General features: G+C 43.0%; 4 protein-coding genes. 2 read left to right on the top strand and 2 right to left on the bottom strand.

What is annotated here, in order from left to right; translation table 11 throughout:
* Positions 1-142 precede the first annotated feature (142 nt).
* Together AALA56_RS09920 and AALA56_RS09915 are read right to left on the bottom strand one after the other, a co-directional pair.
* Positions 143-589: a hypothetical protein gene (locus AALA56_RS09920; RefSeq protein ID WP_369909875.1), complete on the bottom strand. Its 447-nt coding sequence runs from the start codon at positions 587-589 to the stop codon at positions 143-145.
* A 30-nt stretch (positions 590-619) separates the two neighbouring features.
* Positions 620-1,108: an NAD-dependent epimerase/dehydratase family protein gene (locus tag AALA56_RS09915; RefSeq protein ID WP_369909874.1), complete on the bottom strand. Its 489-nt coding sequence runs from the start codon at positions 1,106-1,108 to the stop codon at positions 620-622.
* A 125-nt stretch (positions 1,109-1,233) separates the two neighbouring features.
* Between AALA56_RS09915 and AALA56_RS09910 the strand changes: the two genes are divergently transcribed.
* A complete protein-coding gene (locus tag AALA56_RS09910; protein WP_115270539.1) occupies positions 1,234-1,470 on the top strand; it encodes a DUF2829 domain-containing protein in 237 nt (78 codons plus the stop codon).
* Positions 1,463-2,161, top strand: a complete 699-nt coding sequence (locus tag AALA56_RS09905) for a 3-oxoacyl-ACP reductase (protein WP_369909872.1) — start codon at positions 1,463-1,465, stop codon at positions 2,159-2,161. Before AALA56_RS09910 ends, AALA56_RS09905 begins: the two co-directional genes overlap by 8 nt.
* Positions 2,162-2,244 lie beyond the last annotated feature (83 nt).

Genomic DNA, 2,244 nt, shown 5'->3' with positions numbered 1-2,244 from the left:
AATGAATATGCTTTTTTGACCATAACAAAACACTCCTGTTTCTAGTTTACTAGATTTTCAACAGGAGTGTTTTTTTTGTGTCTCATTTTTGGGGGCTAGTACCTTACAAGAGCTTGTTTTTTTTACAATAAAGTTTTTAAAACTATGATGGCTTAGAAACTGTCAATAGCCCTCGCTCAATATAGCTTTTTATCGCTAAATCAATAGTCTCAATACAGCTATATTTGGGTTGATAGTCTAGTAAACGTTGAGTCTTTTCAATACTGAAAACCCCACTGCGAGCGATGTGATAATAAGTGTGACGACACTCATCTTCATTGCCTTCGTAGTCACACCATTCTGACCATGGTAAGAAGGTTATCTTAGGTTCCTGTCCAAAATAATCATATAGGTGTCTTGCAAAACCGTACAGTGTAATGTGGGTTGAGGCTTGCGCATCAAAACTTTCACCCAGTGCTTGATTTCGGTGACAAATGGCTTGGAAAAAGACCTGTGCGACATCATATCCGTGAACGTGGTGCAAGATTTCTTGTCCAAAATTAGGAAGTGCGATTTCTTTACCGTCAGCAATATCTTGAAACACACGCATAGAAGTATTGCCCCAAGGATTGATAATAGCCTACCCGGAACCAGAAATCTGTCCCGGCAAAATAATTGTAGCAGGAAAATCATGTTTTCGATACTGCTCTTTTAAGTAGAGCTCACTTGCAAATTTATCTTTACCATAAGCATCAAGAGGTTCTTTTTGCAAATCATCAGGGTCAAATGGAATTGTCTTAGCTCTACCATGTGCCCAACAAGATGAGCAATAGAGATAATGGGAAAGTCCACTGTCTTTAAAATGTTCGACGATTTTCTTGGTATCTTCAATGTTAAAGTTAACCAAATCAACAATAATATCTGGATTGAGCGCTTTTAACTTGTCAATAAATTCAGGATCATTTTCCCTATCCATCAATACACGTTCAACCTTATGCCAAGCTGGTGCATCTTCATAGGGCTGAGATAGTTTCCGTGTGACAGCAATTGTTTCATAGCCATTGTCAACCAACATAGGAATCAGATAAGTTCCAATGTGCCCTGTAGCTCCAATAACGACAACTCGCATAATACCACCTCCATATATAAGTGTCACTAACATTGTATCACAAATCCCTGCTAATATAACATCTTATCTATATTTATCTCTTCATTTTTGTTACAATAAAGGCAAATAAGAAAAGGGGTATGTTTATGACATTCGAAGAAATCCTACCAGGCTTAAAAGCCAAGAAAAAATACGTGCGCACGGGTTGGGGTGGCGCTGAAAATTATGTACAGCTCTTTGATACCCTAGAGGTTAATGGCGAGATGTTAGAGGTGACGCCTTACTTTCTCATCAATGTCTCTGGTGAGGGCGAGGGCTTTTCCATGTGGAGCCCAACGCCTTGTGACGTTTTAGCGACGGACTGGGTGGCTGTTGATGACTAAGCGTGTGCTGGTGACAGGTGCGGCTAGCGGTATCGGACAGGCGCAAATGCGTGCCTTTTGTCATGCTGGCTATGAGGTCTTTGCGGTGGATAAGGCAGCTATTTGTGAGCAGCAGGATAATCTCACGACTTTGCAGCTGGATGTGACGTCTGACTTAGAGACTTTATTTAGGGAGGTTTCGGATGTGGACATCATCTGCAACACCGCAGGTATCCTAGACGGCTACAAGCCACTCCTAGAGCAAACCATAGAGGAGATGGAGCAGCTCTTTGCTATCAATCTCTATGCCCCTGCTCAGATTATGCGCCATTATCTGCCAAATATGCTTTTGCGCCAAGACGGCATTATCATCAATATGTGCTCTATCGCTTCCTTCTTAGCGGGCGGTGGTGGCGCAAGCTACACTGCTAGTAAGCACGCTCTGGCTGGCCTGACCAAGCAGGTGGCACTTGATTACGCTGACAAGGGCATTCAGGTCTTTGGGATTGCGCCTGGGGCGGTCAAGACCGGCATGACAGCTAGCGACTTTGAGCCTGGAGGCTTAGCTGACTGGGTGGCAGAAGAAACACCTATTAAGCGCTGGAGTTTGCCAGAGGAAATCGCAGAGCTGACCCTCTTTTTAGCATCTGGAAAGGCAAGCTCTATGCAGGGCGAAATTGTCAAGATAGACGGTGGTTGGAGTCTGAAATAAAACAATAGGCAAAATTCAAGTCCAAGTTAGCCAGCGTATAACACCTCTCTGGGAGTTTTGTAATCTAATACTTTCTTAGGATA

This window comes from Streptococcus hyointestinalis, from assembly GCF_041225505.1.
Classification (GTDB): domain Bacteria; phylum Bacillota; class Bacilli; order Lactobacillales; family Streptococcaceae; genus Streptococcus; species Streptococcus hyointestinalis_B.
Note: the sequence above shows the minus strand (reverse complement) of the source record. Positions and strands in the feature narration are given on the sequence as shown.

Bases quoted from the DNA above. Each gene is read 5' to 3' on its own strand.
- AALA56_RS09920 (WP_369909875.1), bottom strand. From the start codon at position 589: ATGCGTGTGTTTCAAGATATTGCTGACGGTAAAGAAATCGCACTTCCT.
- AALA56_RS09915 (WP_369909874.1), bottom strand. From the start codon at position 1,108: ATGCGAGTTGTCGTTATTGGAGCTACAGGGCACATTGGAACTTATCTG.
- AALA56_RS09910 (WP_115270539.1), top strand. From the start codon at position 1,234: ATGACATTCGAAGAAATCCTACCAGGCTTAAAAGCCAAGAAAAAATAC.
- AALA56_RS09905 (WP_369909872.1), top strand. From the start codon at position 1,463: ATGACTAAGCGTGTGCTGGTGACAGGTGCGGCTAGCGGTATCGGACAG.